General features: G+C 64.6%; 16 protein-coding genes. 4 read left to right on the top strand and 12 right to left on the bottom strand.

The window, feature by feature from the left end:
- The 7 genes from AC5RWX_RS11610 to AC5RWX_RS11580 all read right to left on the bottom strand — a co-directional run bounded on the left by AC5RWX_RS11610 (position 1) and on the right by AC5RWX_RS11580 (position 8,559).
- Positions 1-405 carry a cytidine deaminase gene (locus AC5RWX_RS11610; RefSeq protein WP_494063588.1) on the bottom strand — a complete coding sequence of 135 codons (405 nt, stop codon included), beginning with the start codon at positions 403-405 and terminating at the stop codon, positions 1-3.
- 3 nt (positions 406-408) lie between these two features.
- The gene (locus AC5RWX_RS11605; RefSeq protein ID WP_493957162.1) at positions 409-1,698 is read right to left on the bottom strand and encodes an ABC transporter permease; all 1,290 of its coding nucleotides are present in this window, start codon (positions 1,696-1,698) and stop codon (positions 409-411) included.
- Positions 1,695-3,056: an ABC transporter permease gene (locus AC5RWX_RS11600; protein WP_494063587.1), complete on the bottom strand. Its 1,362-nt coding sequence runs from the start codon at positions 3,054-3,056 to the stop codon at positions 1,695-1,697. The genes AC5RWX_RS11605 and AC5RWX_RS11600 overlap by 4 nt, the downstream gene beginning before the upstream one ends.
- Positions 3,053-4,618, bottom strand: a complete 1,566-nt coding sequence (locus AC5RWX_RS11595) for an ABC transporter ATP-binding protein (RefSeq protein WP_494063599.1) — start codon at positions 4,616-4,618, stop codon at positions 3,053-3,055. Before AC5RWX_RS11595 ends, AC5RWX_RS11600 begins: the two co-directional genes overlap by 4 nt.
- A gap of 166 nt (positions 4,619-4,784) precedes the next feature.
- Positions 4,785-5,900 carry a BMP family lipoprotein gene (locus AC5RWX_RS11590; protein WP_494063586.1) on the bottom strand — a complete coding sequence of 372 codons (1,116 nt, stop codon included), beginning with the start codon at positions 5,898-5,900 and terminating at the stop codon, positions 4,785-4,787.
- Between the two features lie 194 nt (positions 5,901-6,094).
- Positions 6,095-7,324, bottom strand: a complete 1,230-nt coding sequence (locus AC5RWX_RS11585) for an amidohydrolase (RefSeq protein ID WP_493940219.1) — start codon at positions 7,322-7,324, stop codon at positions 6,095-6,097.
- A gap of 98 nt (positions 7,325-7,422) precedes the next feature.
- The gene (locus AC5RWX_RS11580; protein ID WP_494063585.1) at positions 7,423-8,559 is read right to left on the bottom strand and encodes a mannose-1-phosphate guanylyltransferase; all 1,137 of its coding nucleotides are present in this window, start codon (positions 8,557-8,559) and stop codon (positions 7,423-7,425) included.
- A 328-nt stretch (positions 8,560-8,887) separates the two neighbouring features.
- On the opposite strand from AC5RWX_RS11580, the gene sdhC reads away from it, so the two are divergent.
- From sdhC to AC5RWX_RS11560, 4 genes are all read left to right on the top strand, one after another.
- Complete coding sequence (gene sdhC / locus AC5RWX_RS11575) at positions 8,888-9,271, top strand: succinate dehydrogenase, cytochrome b556 subunit (RefSeq protein ID WP_493940217.1); 384 nt, start codon at positions 8,888-8,890, stop codon at positions 9,269-9,271.
- Positions 9,272-9,274: 3 nt separating this feature from the next.
- Entirely contained in the window at positions 9,275-9,745 is a 471-nt protein-coding gene (locus AC5RWX_RS11570; protein WP_493940216.1) for a succinate dehydrogenase hydrophobic membrane anchor subunit, read from the top strand.
- An 86-nt stretch (positions 9,746-9,831) separates the two neighbouring features.
- Positions 9,832-11,619 carry a succinate dehydrogenase flavoprotein subunit gene (gene sdhA / locus AC5RWX_RS11565; protein ID WP_493940215.1) on the top strand — a complete coding sequence of 596 codons (1,788 nt, stop codon included), beginning with the start codon at positions 9,832-9,834 and terminating at the stop codon, positions 11,617-11,619.
- On the top strand, positions 11,619-12,401 hold the full coding sequence (locus AC5RWX_RS11560) for a succinate dehydrogenase iron-sulfur subunit (protein ID WP_493940214.1): 783 nt from the start codon (positions 11,619-11,621) through the stop codon (positions 12,399-12,401). Before sdhA ends, AC5RWX_RS11560 begins: the two co-directional genes overlap by 1 nt.
- A gap of 201 nt (positions 12,402-12,602) precedes the next feature.
- Here AC5RWX_RS11560 and AC5RWX_RS11555 read toward each other — a convergent pair whose 3' ends face one another.
- From AC5RWX_RS11555 to AC5RWX_RS11535, 5 genes are all read right to left on the bottom strand, one after another.
- The gene (locus AC5RWX_RS11555) at positions 12,603-13,727 is read right to left on the bottom strand and encodes a YihY/virulence factor BrkB family protein (RefSeq protein WP_493940271.1); all 1,125 of its coding nucleotides are present in this window, start codon (positions 13,725-13,727) and stop codon (positions 12,603-12,605) included.
- A complete protein-coding gene (locus tag AC5RWX_RS11550; RefSeq protein WP_493940213.1) occupies positions 13,702-14,301 on the bottom strand; it encodes a 2'-5' RNA ligase family protein in 600 nt (199 codons plus the stop codon). The genes AC5RWX_RS11555 and AC5RWX_RS11550 overlap by 26 nt, the downstream gene beginning before the upstream one ends.
- A gap of 2 nt (positions 14,302-14,303) precedes the next feature.
- Positions 14,304-15,386, bottom strand: coding sequence for a tryptophan--tRNA ligase (gene trpS, locus AC5RWX_RS11545; protein WP_493944397.1), 1,083 nt, complete (start codon positions 15,384-15,386; stop codon positions 14,304-14,306).
- Between the two features lie 11 nt (positions 15,387-15,397).
- Positions 15,398-16,222: an exodeoxyribonuclease III gene (locus AC5RWX_RS11540; RefSeq protein WP_494063598.1), complete on the bottom strand. Its 825-nt coding sequence runs from the start codon at positions 16,220-16,222 to the stop codon at positions 15,398-15,400.
- 83 nt (positions 16,223-16,305) lie between these two features.
- Positions 16,306-16,836 carry a hypothetical protein gene (locus AC5RWX_RS11535; RefSeq protein ID WP_493940212.1) on the bottom strand — a complete coding sequence of 177 codons (531 nt, stop codon included), beginning with the start codon at positions 16,834-16,836 and terminating at the stop codon, positions 16,306-16,308.
- Positions 16,837-16,919 lie beyond the last annotated feature (83 nt).

Here is a 16,919-nt window from a genome sequence, read left to right as displayed (position 1 = left end):
TCAGGCCAGATGCTGCGGGCCGAAGGCGTCCGGCAGCACCTGGTCCATCGTCTTGACGCCGGCAGGCGTCATCAGCAGCATGCCCGGCGCCCGAAACTCGTACAGCAGCTGCCGGCACCGGCCGCACGGCATCAACGGATTGCCGTCCCGGTCCACGCAGCTGAAGGCAGCCAGTTTCCCGCCGCCGGTCATGTTCAGCTGGCTAACCAGCGAACATTCGGCGCACAAGGTCAGCCCATAGGAGGCGTTTTCCACGTTGCAGCCGGAGACCATTCGCCCGTCGTCGGTCAGCGCCGCCGCGCCCACCGGGAACCCCGAATACGGCACGTAGGCTTTCTGCATCGCATCCGCTGCGGCCCGCCGGAGCGCCTCCCAGTCAACGGGTTGAGTCGTCGTCGGTTCCATCAATCAACCCTTGATGTACGGCACACCGCTGGCGGCCGGCGGTCGGGCACGGCCCACCAAGCCGGCGACAGCGAAGATGGTCACCACGTAGGGCAGCATCGCCAGAAACTGGTTCGGCACCGTGGAGCCGAGGGCACTGAGCACATACTGCAGGTTGGTGGCAAACCCGAACAACAGGGCGGCGAAGAACGCATAGAGCGGGTTCCAGCGGCCGAAGATCAGCGCCGCCAGCGCAATGTAGCCCTGCCCGGCGGTCATGTCCCGGCCGAAGCTGGAAACCAGGACCAGGGTGAAGAAGGCACCGCCGAAACCGGCGACGACGCCGGCCAGCAAGACGTTCATAAACCGCATCCGGTTCACCTTCACGCCCAGCGTGTCCGCGGCCTTGGGGTGCTCGCCGACGGCACGGGTGCGCAGGCCCCATTTGGTGTGGAACAGGCCCACGTAGATGACGGCCAACGCGATGTACATCAGATAGCCGACCACTGACTGCTCAAACAGAATGGGGCCGATGACCGGAATCTCGGACAGCACCGGAATGCTGATAATCGGCAGGCGCGGCGGTGAGTTCCATCTGGCCGGATCGGCGGCAAGTACGGTGGAGAACAGGAATCCGGTCAGGCCGGAAACCAGTACGTTGAGCACCACGCCGACAATCACCTGGTTGACGATGTACTTGATGCTGAACACCGCCAGTACCGCCGAGACCAAGACCCCGCCGATAGCCGCTGCAGCCAGTCCGACGAAGGCGTTGCCGGAGAGCGATCCGGCAACCGCCGCGGAGAACGCACCGAAGAGCAACTGCCCTTCGATGGCGATGTTGACTACTCCGGATCGTTCGCAGAGCACGCCGGAGAGAGACCCGAAGATCAGCGGCACGGCCAAGGTGAAGGATCCGGCCAGCAGCCCGTAAAGGGCCACGCTCGGTGTGCGGGCGCTGCCCACCACCCAGGTCAGGAAACCGATAATGAAAAGGACGGCAAACACGGCCACCAGCCAACCGGGGACCTTCCGGCCCGACTGGACCAGTCGGAAGGACCAGATGGCGGCGGCGAGCATCAGGATGGCGGTGACCCAGCCGGTGACAACCGCCGACAGCACGACATCGGGCAACACCACTGCATCATTGGAAGCCGACAGCCGGAAGGTGACGGAGTTGTCCGGCGCGCCGATGGCGAAGACCAGGAGGCCCATCACGGAGAGCACGGCCAGGATGACCGGGGTCTTCCAATTCCGCACAATGTCCGTGGGCGCTGAGCCCTGGAGCGGTTCGGTGACAGTAGCCGTGCTCATGCTGCACCTCCGGTGCTTGCGGTCTTGCGGGGTTTCGCCGTCAACTTGCCCGGCTCAGGCAGCCGGAAGATGGCCCGGACCAGCGGCGGAGCGGCGATGAAGAGGACAATGAGGGACTGGACCACCAGCACGATGTCGATCGCGGTGCCGGTATTGGTCTGCATGGTGACGCCGCCGGCGCGGAAGGCACCGAACAGCACACCGGCCGCAAACGTTCCCCACGGCGTCGAACGCCCCAACAATGCCACCGTGATGGCATCAAAACCGAAACTGGCCGCCACACCGGCCGTCAACACCTGTTCGGTGCCCGCGACCTGGGCGGTGCCGGCCAATCCGGCAAGTGCACCGGCAATCACCATCACGAGGACGTAGCCCTTGGTCACGCTGATGCCGGCCGTGCGGGCGGCATGCGGATTGGACCCCACGGCCCGCAACTCGAAGCCGATGGTCGAGCGGTAGAGCAGCCACCAGGCAAAGGCAGTGGCGAGGACGGCAACAATGAAGCCCCAGTGCAGCCGGAAGGCGTCACCGAAGAGCGGCGGGTACATGGCCGTCTCATCCAGCTTGGGGCTGATCGGATTGGTGGAGCCCGGCCGCTGGAATGCCGGAATGGTCAGCAAATACAGCACCAGGTTGATGGCCACATAGTTGAGCATGATCGACACGATCACCTCATGGGCGCCGGTCTTGGCTTTCAACAATCCAACCAGGCCGCCCCAGAGTGCGCCACCCACGATGCCGGCCAGGATGACCAGCAGCAGATGCAGCCCCACCGGCAGGTGCCAGCTGAAGCCGACCCAGGCGGCCAGGGTGGCGCCGATGATGATCTGGCCCTGGGCGCCGATGTTGAACAGCCCGGCGCGGAAGGCCAACGCCACGCCCAAGCCGGCGCAGATCAGCGGGGCTGCCACAGTCAGCGTCTGGGTCAGCGGGTAGATCATCCGGGTAAAGGTGGAGCCCTCAGCATTGAAGACCGACCCTTGGAAGAGGGCAATGTAGGCCTCGGATGAAGCTGTCCAGGCCGCGATCAGCATGTCCTGCGGCCTGGAAAAGAAGTAGCTGGATGTCCGGGCCACTTCTTCATTGGTGAAGGCGATCAGGACACCGCCGACGATCAGCGCCAGGACGACAGCGAGGACCGATACCAGAGCATTGCCCGTAACGATCCGCTGGATTACGGTCTGCTGTTCACGCAGCCCCGGCTGGAGGCTCTCCCCCGTGGGAGGAACGGCTGGCGGCGCCTGGGTGCCATCGCCAAGCTCGGCTGCTGCCACAAGCCGCTGCTCGTCGCCGTCGACTGCGGACTTGCCGCGTCCTGACCGCTTCCCGGCCTGCTCGCCGGACTCGTCGGTGCTCATTCCTCGCCTCCTTCGGCGTCTGTCTGCTCTGCTCCGGCCTGCGCCTGCTGTGCCTGGGCTTCTTCAGCGTTCATCCCGGCCATCATCAGGCCCAGCTCGCCGCGCGAGGTGCCGGCCGGAACGATGCCCATCAGCCGCCCTTGATAGAGAACGGCGATCCGGTCGGCCAGCTCCAGCACTTCGTCCAGCTCGGTGGACACGATCAGCACCGGCGTGCCGACGTCGCGCTCGGCCACGATCCGCTTGTGCAGGAACTCGATCGAGCCGACGTCGACGCCTCGGGTCGGCTGCGAGGCGATGAAGAGCTTCAGCGGCCTGGACAGTTCCCGGGCCATCACCACCTTTTGCTGGTTTCCGCCGGACAGCGTGCCCGCTGCGGTTTCCGCCGACTGCGTCCGCACGTCGAACTCCGCGATGTATTGCTCGGCGTTCTGGGCAATCAGGGCAGGCTTCATGCCCAGGCCGCGTGCAAAGGGCGGCTGGTCGTAGCGGTTGAGAATGAGGTTTTCAGCCACGGAGAAGGTCCCGACCAGGCCTTCGACGCTGCGGTCCTCCGGCACGAAGCCGACGCCGGCCTCGATGATGTCCTTGACGCTCCTGCCGACGAGTTCGCGGCCCTCAAGCCGGATGGAGCCGGACACATGGTCCTGCAAGCCCAGGATGGCCTCGGTCAGTTCGGTCTGTCCGTTGCCCTGCACGCCGGCCACCGCCATGATCTCACCGCGGGCAATCCCGAAGCTGATGCCGTCCACCACGCGCTGGCCGGTCGCCGAACGCACCGTGAGGTCGGAGATGGTGAACGTTTCCTCGCCAGGCTGCGCCGGTTCCTTGTTCAGCGTCAGGCTGACCGCCCGGCCCACCATCATTTCCGCCAATTCCGTGGTGGAGGCCGACGGCGGGGCATCGCCGACCACCTTGCCGCGGCGGATCACCGTGATGATGTCAGAAACGGCCTTGACCTCGCGCAGCTTGTGCGAAATGAAGACGATTGCCTTGCCGTCGGCTTTGAGCTGGCCCATGATGCCCAGCAGTTCGTCGGTTTCCTTGGGCGTGAGCACAGCGGTGGGCTCATCCAGGATCAGCACTTCCGCTTCGCGGACCAAGGCCTTGATGATTTCCACGCGCTGCTGCACGCCGACCGGCAGGTCCTCGATCACGGCGTCCGGGTCCACTTGGAAACCGTACTGGTCCGAAATTTTCCTGATCCGGGCCCGGGTTTCATCAAGGTTCAGCATGCCGCCGGCCTTCGAGGCTTCGTTGCCCAGCGCCACGTTTTCCGCGACGGTGAAGACCGGGACCAGCATGAAGTGCTGGTGCACCATGCCGATGCCGGCCGCCATGGCGTCGCCCGGGCCGTCGAAGGTCACCGGCTGGTCGTCCACCAGGATCTGCCCTTCGGTCGGCTCGTAGAGCCCGTAGAGGACGTTCATCAGTGTCGACTTCCCGGCCCCGTTTTCGCCGAGCAGGCTGTGCACCTGTCCCGGCTGGACCACAAGGTCAATGTGGTCGTTGGCGACCAGGGAACCGAATCGTTTGGTGATTCCTTTGAGCTCGAGCTTCAAACCCCAACCCACCTGTTCTTTGTCCGTAGGTACGACGGTCCTCATCCGGCATGGTTTCGGGCGGCGCCTTAACTGTGCCTAGCCTAAACCGATTCGGCCGCTGACAGCACGGACCGCCGCCCTCGGCACCGATGACCGGTGCGGAGAACGGCGGTCCGCTTCATGCTTACTGCTGCGGGCTGGCCTTGGATTCGACCTTGATGTCGCCGGAGATGATCGACTTCTTGATGGTCTCCAGTTCCGACTTGGTGTCGTTGGAAACGGCAGCGTCCAGGTCGTGGAACGGGGCCAGGGCCACGCCTCCGTTCTCCAAGGTACCGATGTACGGGGCGCTGTCGAACTTGCCCTCGGTATCGGTCTTGATGACGTCCTCGACGGCGTTGCCCATCAGCTTCATCACGGAGGTGAGGATGAATTCCTCTGCCTTGCCGGCGGTCTCGTAGCCGTCCGAGTCGACCCAGACGACCTTGGCGTCCTTGCCGTCCTTGTTGGCCTCGATCACGGCGTCCAGGGTGCCGAGGCCAACCGGCCCTGCCACCGGCATGATGATGTCGGCGCCTTCGTTGATGAAGTTCAGGGTGTTGGTCTTGCCCTTGCCCTGATCCTCGAAGTTGCCTACGAAGGTACCGTTCTGGGACTTCTTGTCCCAGCCCAGCAGTTCTACGTTGGCGTCCTTCTGCTTGTTGTAGTAGTCCACTCCGTCGGCGAAGCCGTCCATGAAGATGGTGACGGTGGGGATGTTCATACCGCCGTAGGTTGCTACCTTGCCGGTTTCGCTGGTTGCTGCTGCCGTGTAGCCGGCCAGGAAGGCTGCCTGCGCGGTGTCGTAGACGATCGGCTTGACGTTGTCGCTGAACTCGGGGTCGTTATAGTCGACGATCGCGAAATGGGTGTCGGGATTGTCTGCCGCTGCTTCCTTGGTGACGTCGCCCAGCAGGAAGCCGACCGTGAGGATCATGTTGCAGTCGGCCTGGACCATGGCGTCGACGTTCGGGCCGAAGTCGGTTTCGGCCTGGGATTCGGCTTCCTTGATCTTGATGCCCAGGTCCTTTTCGGCCATCTTCAGGCCTTCGTAGCTGGACTGGTTAAAGGAGCGGTCGTCGAACCCGCCGGAGTCGGAGACGATGCAGCCCAGGTAGTCAGTGGCTTCCGCCGCCGGACTGCCGCTGCCGCCCTGCTCGGCCGGCGGAGCGCCGCAGCCGGTCAGGACCAGGGCGGATGCGCCAAGCACTGCGGCGGAGAGGCCGGTGCCGCGCTTGATCTTGCGCAGTGAAGTCTTCAATTATCCTCCATGTAAGAACGTCTGCCCACGCCTACAGTTCAATGGTCGCTCCACAAGATGTGCGGCGCCTGCCTTGTACTCCGCGTGACACAGCACCTGGCCTGCAGGTGCACAGTTGATGAGCTTACAGTAGTGGGCTTACCGGCCTGGGGCGATGAGATCAGGACGGGCACGCCGCGATCGTTGAAAAGTTGTTACTTTTGGGTAGCTCCCGCGGCGACGTCCCGATGGCGGCGTGCAGCCAAGGTTGCCGCCTTGGCCATGACCCGGACGCCGACGCCGATGGCGTGCTCGTCCGGAATGTAGTCGCCGCGATGCAGATCAAAGGTTTCGCCCCCCGGTGTCCGGGTCCCGAGCCGCATCATGGCCCCGGGCACTTCCTGCGTCATCCAGGCGAAGTCCTCCCCGCCCATCGACTGCGGCGTCAAGGTCACGGCGTCCTCGCCAAGCTCGCTCCGGGCCGCGGCTTCGATCAGCGTGGTCTCCCGCTCGGTATTGATGACCGGAGGGACGCCGCGGGTGTGCTCCAACTTCACGTCCACGCCGAAGGGTGCCGCCACCTGGTTCACCACTTCGTCCACCAGTTCCCCGGCGGCATGCCATGCTTCGCCGTCGAGGCAGCGCATGGTTCCGGCCATGTAGCCCACAGCCGGAATAGCGTTAGGGGCTGCTCCGGCCTGGATCTGCCCCCAGACCAAGGAGACTGCACTGCGGACGTCGATCCGCCGGTTGATGACCGCCGGAACACTGACGGCGATCTCGGCCAGCGCAAACACCAGGTCCTCGGTCAAGTGGGGGCGCGAGGTATGCCCGCCGCGTCCGTTAAGCTGGATCCGGATGGTGTCGGAGGCGGAGGTGATGGCGCCAATCCGGGTGCCGACCAATCCGACGTCGATCCGCGGGTCACAGTGCAGCGCCAAGATCCGTGGCAGGCCATTCAAGACACCCTGCTCAATGACGGCCAAGGCCCCGCCGGGCATGGTTTCCTCGGCCGGTTGGAAGATGACCCGGACGCGGGCCGGCAGTTCGCCTTCCAGGTCGAGTTTGCGCAGGACCAGCGCTACCCCGAGCATCACCGTGGTGTGGATGTCGTGTCCGCAGGCATGGCTGATGCCGGTGTGGACCGAGGCGTACTCCAGGCCGGTTTCTTCCAGGACCGGCAGCGCGTCGATGTCCGCGCGCAGGCCGATGGCGAGCGGACCTTCGCCAACATCGACGAAGAGCCCGGTGCCGTCCAACAGTTGCGGTTCCAGCCCTGCGGCCGTCAATCGCGCCGCGAGCTTCTTCGTGGTGAGGAATTCCTTGTGCGACAGCTCAGGATACTGGTGCAGGTCCCGTCGGAAGTGCCTCAGTTCATCGAGCAGTGGCGATGCCCAGACGCCGATATTGAGATTGGCCGTCGGAGTTTCTGAAATCTTCTGCACACAAGCACTCTAGCGACTTGCGCGCCTGCCCACTGAGGGCCTGCACCGGATGCTGGCGTTTCCGCGTAACTCTTGACGGCTGCCCCGTTCCGGTTCCGCTACAGGACGTCGGTGTCGCCGCTGGCCCTGAGGTGTTCCACGGCTGACTTCACCTTCTGCGCGTGTTCCTTGGTGGTGACCAGCAGCGCGTCCGGGGTATCGACCACGACGACGTCCTCGATGCCGATCAGCGCAATGACCCGCTTGGTATCGGAAACCACGACGCCGGTGGCGGACTCCGCGAAGACCCTCGCCCCGTCGCCGAGCACCGTCAGCCCGGATGTTTCGCTGGCGGTGTTCAGCCGGCCGATGGCGGCGAAGTCACCCACGTCGTCCCACGAGAAGGATCCCGGGATCATCGCCACGTCGCCGGCGGCCGCCGCAGGTTCGGCCACCGCGTAGTCGATGGCTGTCTTGGGCAGGCCGGGCCAGACCCGGCGCATCACCGCGCCGCGCTGCGGTGTGTCCCAGGCCTCGGCGATCTCGCTCAGCCCGGCATAGAGTTCAGGTTCGTTGGTCTCCAGGTGCTTGAGCAGCACGTCGACGGGGGCCACGAACATTCCCGCGTTCCACGAATACTCGCCGGTCGCCAGGTATTCGCGCGCCACCTGTTCGTCGGGCTTCTCCACGAACTCGGCCACCGCATGCGCGTTCGGCGCCCCGGGCACCTGCAGTGCGCCGGCGGAGCGGATGTAGCCGAACCCGGTGGCAGGGTGGGTCGGGGTGATCCCGATCGTGACGATGTAGCCTTCGGCCGCGGTATGCACTGCCTCGCGCACCGCCTGCTGGAATTCTTCCACCGGGGCGATCACTTGGTCGGCGGCGAACGAGCCCATGATGATCCGCGGATCGCGGCGGTGCAGGATCGCCGCGGCCAGGCCGATCGCGGCTGCCGAGTCCTTCGGTTCCGGCTCCAGCACCAGGTTGGTGTCCTCCAGTTCCGGCAACTGGTCGCAGACTGCCTGTCGGTGCACCTTGCCGGTGACCACCAGCGTCCGCCCCTGGCACAACGGCTCCAAGCGCGCGTAGGTCGCGCGGATCAGTGTGGACCCGGAACCAGTCAGATCATGCAGGAACTTCGGCGCCGCCGCCCGCGACAGCGGCCACAGCCGCGTCCCGGTACCGCCAGCCGGGATTACCGCATAGAAACGATCCAGCACGGCATCCGCGTCCCGGCCTGCTAATTGAATGTTCACCTCTCCACGGTAATCCCACGAAAAGGTCAATGCCTCCATCCCTGGGCTGATTTTCGGGCGGCGCGGGCGGTGGATCCGCGGCAGGCAGGCCAGAACACCCTAATTAGGGCATGGTTCAGTTGCGTAAACAGCCGGATTTCCGCGGGATCCGGGGAGGCGGCCCCTATTTCCCCGATTGCTGTTAAAAAGGTCACACCGGCGGGTTCCTAAATTGAATAAGCCCTCAGCGAAGCCTAGATTAGTGTTGAGCTACAGAGTGCTCTCGCACCGGCGTCAACTCTTGCGTGGAAGCCACGCTGCGCCTCTGCGACGCAGGGAGGGTAATTCAGTGTCGAAGACACCAGCAGGGACCTTATACCGCGGCCGTGAAGGCATGTGGTCTTGGGTAGGACACCGCATCACGGGCGTCTCCATCTTTTTCTTTCTCTTGGTACACGTGCTCGACACCGCATTGGTCCGGGTGTCGCCCGGCGCCTATGACGCTGTCATGGCCACGTACAAGAACCCCATCATGGCCATCTTGGAAGCTGGTCTCGTAGCAGCCATCGTCTTCCACGCCTTCAACGGGCTGCGGGTCATCCTCATCGACTTCTGGAAGAAGGGCCCGAAGAACCAGGCCAAGCTTCTGTGGGGCGTCGTCGGCCTCTGGGTCGTCGTCATGATTCCGTTCCTCATTCGCCACCTCACGCTCGCTTTCACCGGGGGTCACTAAGTCATGTCGGTCAACACTGAAATCCAGGCCCCCCGCAGCGCCCGCATTGCCCCCGAGTACATGCGCAACAAGGGGCGCAAGGGCAACTTCGAGATGTACGCCTGGCTGTTTATGCGGCTCTCCGGCCTCATCCTGGTGGTCCTCGTTTTCGGCCACTTGTTCGTCAACCTGATGTTGGGCGAAGGCGTCCACGCCATCAACTTCGGTTTCGTGGCCGGCAAGTGGGCCGATCCGTTCTGGCAGGTCTGGGACCTGGCCATGCTGTGGCTGGCCATGCTGCACGGCACCAATGGCGTCCGCACCATCATTGAGGACTACGCGGAAAAGGACAGCACCCGCTTCTGGTTCAAGATGGTCCTGTATGTGGCCTCCGCCGTCATCATCGTGCTCGGCACCCTGGTGATTTTCACCTTTGATCCGTGCCCCGCCAACGCCAGCGCCGAGCTGCTGCCGTCGTTCTGCCCGGCACCGTAACCGGGGCCGCATAGAACGCGGTCCCGCTGCCTCGCCGCGGGCATGAAGCGGCGAAATACTTCAGTTCAACAGAAAGAGCATCCAGTATGCAGGTCCATAAGTACGACGTCGTCATCGTCGGCGCAGGTGGCGCCGGTATGCGCGCGGCCATCGAATCCGGCCAACGCGCGCACACGGCAGTACTGACCAAGCTGTACCCCACACGCTCCCACACCGGCGCTGCCCAGGGCGGCATGTGCGCCGCACTGGCCAACGTCGAAGAGGACAACTGGGAGTGGCACACCTTTGACACCATCAAGGGCGGCGACTACCTGGTGGACCAGGACGCCGCGGAGGTCATGGCCAAGGAAGCCATCGACGCCGTGCTGGACCTGGAAAAAATGGGCCTGCCGTTCAACCGCACGCCGGAAGGCAAGATCGACCAGCGCCGCTTCGGCGGGCACACCCGCGACCACGGCAAGGCTCCTGTGCGCCGCGCCTGCTACGCCGCGGACCGCACCGGCCACATGATCTTGCAGACCCTGTACCAAAACTGCGTCAAGCACAACGTGGAGTTCTACAACGAGTACTACGTGCTGGACCTGCTGCTGGTGGAGGAAGAGGCCCTCCGCGAAGACGGCACTCCCTACATGCAGAAGCGCGTCGCCGGCGTCGTCAGCTACGACCTGGCCTCCGGCGAACTCCACGTCTTCCAGGCAAAGTCCGTCATTTTCGCCTCGGGCGGCGTGGGCAAGGTCTTCAAGACCACGTCCAACGCGCACACCCTGACCGGCGACGGCATGGGCATTGCCTTCCGCCGCGGCCTGCCGCTGGAGGACATGGAGTTCGTCCAGTTCCACCCGACCGGCCTGGCCGGCTTGGGCATCCTGCTCTCCGAGGCCGCCCGCGGCGAAGGTGGAATCCTCCGCAACGCCGACGGCGAACGCTTCATGGAGCGCTACGCCCCCACCATCAAGGACCTGGCGCCGCGTGACATTGTGGCCCGCTCCATGGCCCTCGAGGTTCGCGAAGGGCGCGGCTGCGGTCCGAACAAGGACTACGTGCTGCTGGACCTGACCCACCTGGAGCCGGCGCACATCGACGCCAAGCTGCCGGACATCACCGAGTTTGCCCGCACCTACCTCGGCGTCGAGCCCTACACCGAGCCGGTGCCGGTATTCCCCACCGCGCACTACGCGATGGGCGGCATCCCCACCAACATCAAGGGTGAGGTCCTGCAGGACAACGACACCGTCGTTCCGGGCCTGTACGCCGCCGGCGAGGTAGCTTGTGTCTCCGTGCACGGCTCCAACCGCCTGGGCACCAACTCGCTGCTGGACATCAACGTCTTCGGCAAGCGTTCCGGCATCAATGCCGCCGAGTACGCCAAGACCGCGGACTTCGTCGAGCTTCCGGAAAACCCGGAGGCGTACACCATGGAACTGCTCGAGACGGTACGCGGCGGCACCGGCACCGAACGCGTCGCCCAGCTCCGCAAGGAACTGCAGGACATCATGGACGCCAACGTGCAGGTGTTCCGCGACGAGCAGTCCCTGACCGAGGCGCTGAACGTCATCGCATCGCTGCGCGAGCGCTACAAGAACATCAGCGTCCAGGACAAGGGCAAGCGCTTCAACTTGGACCTGCTCGAGGCCGTGGAGCTCGGCTTCTTGCTCGACATGGCCCAGGTGATGACCGTGGCAGCGCTGCACCGCACCGAGTCCCGCGGCGGACACTTCCGCGAGGACTACCCGGAGCGTGACGACGAGAACTTCATGAAGCACTCGATGTGCTACCTGGATGTTAATGCCGTGACTGACGTGACGGCTGGCATCCGCATGGATACCAAACCCGTGGTATTCACGCGCTACGAACCGATGGTGAGGAAGTACTAATGACCGCTGAGACTGTGGAACCTGCATCCAAGGTTGAACTCGCTCCGGGTGTCGGCGGCGGCGGCGAAATCCCCAGCTTCGACATCACGCTGAAGGTTCGCCGCTACGATCCCGAGATTTCCGAGGAAGCCCGGTGGGACGAATTCAAGCTCACCATGTACGGCACGGACCGTGTGCTGGATGCCCTGCATACGGTCAAGTGGGAGCATGACGGCTCGGTTTCCTTCCGCCGGTCCTGCGCGCACGGCGTCTGCGGTTCCGATGCGATGCGCATCAACGGCCGCAACCGCCTGGCCTGCAAGACCCTGCTGAAGGACCTGGACACCTCCAAGCCGATCACGGTGGAACCAATCAAGGGCCTGCCGGTGGAGAAGGACCTGATCGTGGACATGGAGCCGTTCTTCCAGTCCTACCGCGAGATCATGCCCTTCCTGATCAACAACGGCCACGAGCCCACCCGCGAGCGGCTGCAGTCCGCGGAGGACCGCGAGCGGTTCGACGACACCACCAAGTGCATCCTCTGCGCTGCCTGCACCTCCTCGTGCCCGGTTTTCTGGACCGACGGCCAGTACTTCGGTCCGGCCGCGATCGTCAACGCACACCGTTTCATCTTCGACTCGCGGGATGACGCCGGTGACATGCGGCTGGAGATCCTCAACGACAAGGAAGGCGTGTGGCGCTGCCGCACCACCTTCAACTGCACCGAGGCATGCCCCCGCGGCATCCAGGTGACCAAGGCCATCGCCGAGGTCAAGCAGGCCGTTCTGAGCCGCTCCGTCTAGCGTCGTACAGCAGTCCGCTCGGGATTTCCCAGGGACTGCCGCGCGGTGGCGTCGATTCCGTCAAGGAGTCGGCGCCACCGTCGTTTAAGGCTGCGTCGTTCAAGGCTCCGGCCAGTTGGCTGCGCACCGACAGCCTCCCCCACCGCTGCGTTCGTGCGCGTCCGGTGCCAGCGGGCCGCCGCATCTGGGGTACGGACGCAGTCAGGCGGCTGCGGCGCCGTCGTTCCGCCGGGCCCCTTTCTGCGGCTTCCGCCGGCGAAGGCCCCACGCCCGCCGCCGCAACGAGCGGCTGCCCCGGCCGCCTGCCAGAGCATGCCTGGCCACCGCGTCCGCCTTACCGATGGCGCCCCAGGCCGTGGCTACCATGTAGACCTGGCTGAGCAGGTAGAACCACACGAACAGGCCAAGGATGACGGCGGAAGAGGCCAGCAGCGGGTTGTTGCCGACATGCCCCAAGAGGGTCGAGGAGAAGTACCTGAGCACGGTGCTACCAGCGCCGGCGATTAACGCGCACTGCAACATGATGAGGCGCGGCATCCGGATGCCTGATGCGACGCGGAACAGGACCACTGCCACCGCCATGTCCAGCAGCAGCATGATCACAATGCCGGCGATGCGTGTCAGCGGCACTACGGCACCGCCGTCGAATTGAAGCCAGTCCAGGATCAGGTCCAGGGCCGTATTGGCGATGGCGGCGATGGCCGTCGTCACGATCAAGGCCACGGCCAAGATCAGCAGCGTTCCCATGTCCTTGAGCTTGACCAGGACGATGTTCGTCTTCAGCGGCGGCAGGTCGAAGATGCCGCGCATTCCCTTCCGCAGCCCGGCGATCCACCCCAGCGAGGTCCAGATCATCACCGCCGTGGAAATGATCAAGCTCAAGCTGAATGCCCTGCCCTGCGAGAACAGCTGCGCGGGTGAGACCAGGCCTCCACCGGGCTCCCCGGTGGTATTGATCAACCCCGGAGTGGTCTGGTCCAGCACCCGAATGATGGCCAGTTGCAGTTCACGATTGCCGGAGACCACCAGGCCGAGGATGGAAAACCCCGCAACCAGCATCGCGGCCACGGAAAAGAACAAGTTGTAGGCGCAGCCGGCGGCCAACAGTGGCCCATGCCGCAGTCCGTAGAGATTGAAGACCCGCATCAGGCGCCAGCAGTTGAGCTGCGCCAGCCGGTACTGGGAGCTGGCCAGCAGGCCCTTCCATCGGCCGTCTTCGCGCTTGGCACGGCCCGCGTCCCGCCGCAGCCTGAGCGCGGCGAGGACCATTTGCTGCCGTTGCAGCGGATCCGGCCTTCCCTCAGCCTTCTCCTGCGGATTCGGCACCAAAGGTCAACTCTTCCCGTAGATTCCACACACCCGTCGGATCGTGCTCGTAGAGGCCCATGCTACTAACGCGGAAGGAGGCGTCATAGTCGGCGAGCTTGCACTCGGCCGAATCCATGCTGGCTTCGCTGACATCGTGGGCCACGGTCACATGCGGGTGGAAGTCGAACTCGAGGTCGTGTTCCAGCGGCCCGGACTGCAGCTTCCGGTGCAGCTCAACGCAGTCGTCGAAACCGTCCCGGATGCCCAGGTAGACCACGGGCGAGACCGGTCGGAAGCTGCCCGTTCCACACATGCCCAAGGTGAAGGGAGCCTGCCTGCGGGCAACCGAGCGGACGTGCTCGGTCGCCTCGTCCCAATCGTGCACCGGGGTGGTGGTGATCAGCGTGATGTGCGGCGGTATTACGGCGGCCATGGGGTCGCCGAAGGACGCACGCCAGCCTCGCAGCTCGCTGGCCATGGGCTCGGGGATCCCGATCACCACTCCGACGCTTCCGACCGCAGGCCGGGCACCCGGGTCAGTACCGCCGTCGTGCTCCACACGGGCAATGCTGTCCTGGTCCTGCTGGCTCATGGCTAGCGCGCGCCTCCGGCGGGAAGAAAACCTACCTTGCTGTACACATCAGCGAGTGTAGCCGACGCAATTGAACGGGCTTTCTGTGCCCCGCGGGCCAGCAGCCGGTCGAGTTCGGCCGGGTCGTCCAACAGTTCCTGGGCCCGGGCCTGCACCGGAGCAAGCGTCTCGACGACAACATCGGCCAGATCCACCTTCAGGTGCCCGTACATTTTGCCTTGGTACTCCTGCTCCAGCTGGGCGATGCTCTTGCCGGTGAGGGTGGAGTAGATGGTGAGCAGGTTGGAGATGCCCGGCTTGGCTTCGCGGTCGAAGCGGATTTCGGTGCCGTCGTCGGTGACCGCCGACTTGATCTTCTTGGCCGCCTGCTTGGGGTTGTCCAGGATGTTGATCAGGCCGGCGGGCGATTCCGCGGATTTGGACATCTTCGCGGTGGGGTGCTGCAGATCGTAGATCTTCGCGCCCTCCTTGGGGATGACCGCTTCCGGCACCACGAAAGTCTCACCGAATCGGTGGTTGAACCGCTGGGCCAGGTTTCGCGCCAATTCCAAGTGCTGGCGCTGGTCCTCCCCCACCGGCACGCCGTAGGGGCGGTAGAGCAGGATGTCCGCCGCCATCAGCACCGGGTAGGCGAACAGGCCCACGGTGGCGGCGTCGGTACCGTTCTTCTGGGTCTTGTCCTTGAATTGCGTCATCCGGGACGCCTCGCCGAAACCGGTCACACAGTTGAGCACCCAGGCCAGCTCGGCGTGCTCGGGAACATGCGACTGGACGAACAGCGCCGTGCGCTCAATGTCGATACCGCCGGCGATGTACTGCGCGCAGGTAACCCGGGTGCGCTGGGCCAGATCCTTGGGATCGTAGTCCACGGTGATGGCGTGCAGGTCCGGGATGAAGAAGAAGGTTTCGTACTCGTCCTGCAGCCTCACCCAGTTGATCAGTGCACCCAGGTAGTTGCCCAGGTGCAGTGAGTCAGCCGATGGCTGCATACCGGAGAGCAGTCTGGGGCGCGCGGCCTGCGGCGGCATCGCCTGCCCGTTGTCCGCCATGGCGGTGTGGGTCGGTTCTGTGGTTCCTGTGCTCATCTGGATGCTTTCTAAAACTGGTAGTCAACGACCAGCGGTGCATGGTCGGAGAAGCGGGCGTCGTAGCTGGCGGCACGGTCAACCACGGCCGCGGTTGCCAGGTTGGCCAACGAAGGAGTGGCTACCTGGTAGTCGATCCGCCAGCCTGAATCGTTGTCGAAGGCCTGGCCGCGCCAGGACCACCAGGTATAGGGACCGCTGACCGGGCCGACCAGCGAGCGGTGCACGTCGCGCCAGCCGATCTCTTCACCGAAGAACCGGTCGAAGTAGGCCCGTTCCTCGGGCAGGAATCCGGCCCGCTTGACGTTGCCTTTCCAGTTCTTGATGTCCAGCTCGGTGTGTCCCACGTTCAGGTCACCCACCACCAGGGCGTAGTCCCGCTCGGCCTTCAGCTGCGGGAGCCGGTGGCACATGGTGTCCAGGAATCGGTACTTGTCCACCTGCTTGGGGGTGTCCACCTCGCCGGAATGGACGTAGGCGCTGACCACGGTCAGGGTCTTTTCGCCGTCGATACCCTCGACGGCGAAGTCGGCCTCCACCCAGCGGCCCGAGGACAGGAAGTATTCGTCGCCGATGTGGCTCCGGGTGGCGGTCGGCGCAACACGGGAGGCGATGGCGACGCCCGCGCGGCCCTTCGCCTCCGCTTCGGCATGCAGGATATGCCAGTCGCTGCCCAGCAACTCATGCACGACGGCGTCGGGCGCCCGCACCTCCTGCAGGCACAGAATGTCCACGTCCCGGGAGGCCAGCCAGTCGCCCATGCCGCGCTTGTAGGCAGCGCGGATGCCGTTGACGTTGACGCTGGCGATCCGCAGCGTCTTGCCCGCCGGAATCAGTCCGGCCGCTGCGTCGCGGGAGATGGTCGGTGCGGTGGAAACGGTTGCCAAAGTCACCCGACTACCTTACCCAACCCTTCAGTTCAGCTGACAACCGTGCCGGTGACGGTGCCGCCGTCGTCTTCCTTGTGGATCATGCCGCGGCCGTTGTGGGCGGTGATCTCCACCGTTTCCAGGGCGCGGTCCACCATGCCTTCGTCTTTGCCGCGGTAGTCGCGGATCACCTTGGCCTGGACCTGGATGATCTTGAAGCTGTGGTCCAGTTTTTCGTCCCGTACAGCGTTGGCCCGCGAGATCTGTTCATCGATGACCGCGGTTCCCCCACCGGGAGCAGGGTTCACCCGCCCGGCGTAGTCGGCCTGCACGCTGGCCAGCTTTTCCTTGGCCTTGCGCGTGGCGCCCCGGACGCTGAAAACCACGAACGTGGCCAGGACCAGCCAGGCCAGCGAGACCGCGACCACGATCCAGCCGATGACGTCGTTTTCGTTGGCGGCGAAGATGACTGCCACCAGGAAGACCAGCACCAGCACGGCCAGGCTGATGTTGCCGGCTTTGAGCGGCATCTGCCGGGCGGCGGACGAAACAGAGGAAGAATCGGGACCAAGAGATCGCATGGGCCTATTCTCTCAAATCCACGGGCCTGCGTGCGCCGACTCCGCCCACAGCTTGACGCGCCGCCTTCCACGTGCGGATGCGG

This window comes from Arthrobacter sp. SPT-J7, from assembly GCF_059089965.1.
This window is presented reverse-complemented; position numbering and strand designations above follow the sequence as displayed.

What these genes read in the sequence shown, in the direction of transcription:
- AC5RWX_RS11610 (WP_494063588.1), bottom strand. Translation starts at nt 405, where the DNA reads ATGGAACCGACGACGACTCAACCCGTTGACTGGGAGGCGCTCCGGCGG.
- AC5RWX_RS11605 (WP_493957162.1), bottom strand. Translation starts at nt 1,698, where the DNA reads ATGAGCACGGCTACTGTCACCGAACCGCTCCAGGGCTCAGCGCCCACG.
- AC5RWX_RS11600 (WP_494063587.1), bottom strand. Translation starts at nt 3,056, where the DNA reads ATGAGCACCGACGAGTCCGGCGAGCAGGCCGGGAAGCGGTCAGGACGC.
- AC5RWX_RS11570 (WP_493940216.1), top strand. Translation starts at nt 9,275, where the DNA reads ATGTCGGTCAACACTGAAATCCAGGCCCCCCGCAGCGCCCGCATTGCC.
- sdhA (WP_493940215.1), top strand. Translation starts at nt 9,832, where the DNA reads ATGCAGGTCCATAAGTACGACGTCGTCATCGTCGGCGCAGGTGGCGCC.
- AC5RWX_RS11560 (WP_493940214.1), top strand. Translation starts at nt 11,619, where the DNA reads ATGACCGCTGAGACTGTGGAACCTGCATCCAAGGTTGAACTCGCTCCG.
- AC5RWX_RS11550 (WP_493940213.1), bottom strand. Translation starts at nt 14,301, where the DNA reads ATGAGCCAGCAGGACCAGGACAGCATTGCCCGTGTGGAGCACGACGGC.
- trpS (WP_493944397.1), bottom strand. Translation starts at nt 15,386, where the DNA reads ATGAGCACAGGAACCACAGAACCGACCCACACCGCCATGGCGGACAAC.
- AC5RWX_RS11535 (WP_493940212.1), bottom strand. Translation starts at nt 16,836, where the DNA reads ATGCGATCTCTTGGTCCCGATTCTTCCTCTGTTTCGTCCGCCGCCCGG.